Here is a 1,968-nt window from a genome sequence, read left to right as displayed (position 1 = left end):
GACCTGAGGCGCATAGGCGTCATAGACGAACCACCACCAGAAGAAGACCGGCGGGTAATAGATCTTGAAGCCTGCCAGTTCGAACCAGGGCCGCCCGAGTTCGGGCTGCCAGGCGAGCCGCCAAGCCGTCCACTCAGTTGCTCCCCAGATGGCGAGCAAAACGATCAGGCCGACAACGATCACCTGACCCCAGAGGATCTTGGTTCCGGACATCCCAGACGACCTTTGTGCAATTAAATTTGGCGAGTTCAAGCTAGAGGCCTAGGTCGCGCTTGCGACCAAAACCCCATTCGATTCCGCCGCCGTCTTTCACGACGCCAGTGACGTGTTGGCCGAGCTTCTGTTCGAGTTCGCGCGACCAGGGCACGAGTTGGAAACCGAGCCCATTATCAATCATGGCGAAGCGTCCCGAGGTAAGCGTCAGCCGCCGGCGATAGGTGCCCGCCACGTGCTCTCCAGAGGCGGCGTTCACATGAGGCAAGCCGGTGTCGGCCGAGACTTTTGCAGCCACCTCGTCAAGCTCACGCCGGCGCAACGTATTCAGGAGGTCACGCTGCAAGATGATGCGTTGGCCCTGCCGCCGCGCCAGGCCCTCCTGGATCAGGTGCTCCGTACGGGCTTCCATGGCATCGCGGGTCTCGCGGCCGAATCCGCCCATGGCAAGCGGTATGGGGTCGCGTTCGACCAGCCTGTGGTCGAGCCAGGTCGCGCCCTTTGCGGTGACCTGTCCACCCAGATCGAGATCGGAGCGGGTCGCGAGTACCACGGTCGGCCGCGGTTCGCCGGCTTGACCGAAGCGTCGGACTTCGACGATTCCGCCGATGGGCGGTGCATGTTCGAAGGCCTCGATCCCTCGCAAGCGCACGTGGTGAGCACGTCCGTCTGTTCCGTCGATCAGGGCGTAGGCCTCACCCGTCAGTTCGTCATGCAATCCTCGGTCGACCAGCCGTCCGATGATCTGGGACGGCGGCTGTCCGCCTTCGATGACGAAGTCGGCAACGCCGCGCGCTTCCCCACGCTCGGTAAAGGCGCGGTGCATGGTCTTGATGATGTCGCCGCGCATGCCGAGGTCGCGCAAGCTACGCTCGGCCTCGAGCCCGACCATCCATTCCGCTGGTGCGGCGGATGCGGCAAGGCCCATCCTCTCCAGGTGCTGAAGGCGTCCGACCATCAGGCGCCGGATCTCCGGATCAGACTTGCCCGGGTTCTCCGGGCGAAGATCGACATACCCGGTCTCATCGGCCGCCAGCCGGATCTCCCGATCGAGCCGCGTCCATCGTTCAGCCGAAACCTCCCTCTCCAGCGAATTGCGGATCTCGTGCTCCGGCTTTGGCCCCAGCTCGATACCGACCAGTTCCTCGGCGCGTGAGCGCAAGCCCTGGCTGATGTAGTCGCGGGCGATCACGAGATCCGCCCCTTCCTCATCTACTCCCCGAACGAGAAGATGGACGTGAGGGTTGTCAGTATTCCAATGATCGACAGCTACCCAGTCGAGCCGCGTGCCGAGGTCGATTTCCATCTGTCTGGCGAGATCGCGGGTGAACGCCTTCAGGTCGGTCATGTCGCCGGCATCCTCTGGCGAGACGATGAATCTGAAATGATGCCGGTCGTCCTTGCATCGGTCAGCAAAGGCCGCGCTATCGGCGCGGTCGCAGCCCTCATCGAACATCTCGGCTCTCTCGCCGCTTCGAGTCACGCCGTCGCGCTTCAGATATGACAGGTGGGCGGTCAGGGGGGCTGAACGGAAGGCTCGCCCTTTGTGCCGGACAACACGCGCCTTCACCACAACGAGCCGCGTTGGGCTGAACAATCTGGCGCGGCTGAAACCGAGTCTGCCGCGGCCAAACGTCGAGCGCCCATAAGCCGCCGAACGCCTGCCGGTCACGCTCTGCCCCGAGGTGTGCCCGGCTTTCTTCGCCGCACGCAGCACCTGGTTGATGAAGCTCTTCGGATTCGGCGAGCGCGTGT

Annotated in this window: 1 protein-coding gene and 1 pseudogene; both read right to left on the bottom strand. The window is 63.6% G+C overall.

Annotated elements, in window-relative coordinates:
* Positions 1-213, bottom strand: a pseudogene (locus AC1D00_RS38825) (conjugal transfer protein TraG); the annotation flags it as partial.
* Positions 214-253: 40 nt separating this feature from the next.
* Positions 254-1,968: relaxase/mobilization nuclease domain-containing protein (locus tag AC1D00_RS38820; RefSeq protein ID WP_477014318.1), on the bottom strand; the 1,715-nt coding region annotated here is incomplete at its 5' end.

The organism is Bradyrhizobium sp. P2_E8 (assembly GCF_056403875.1).
This window is presented reverse-complemented; position numbering and strand designations above follow the sequence as displayed.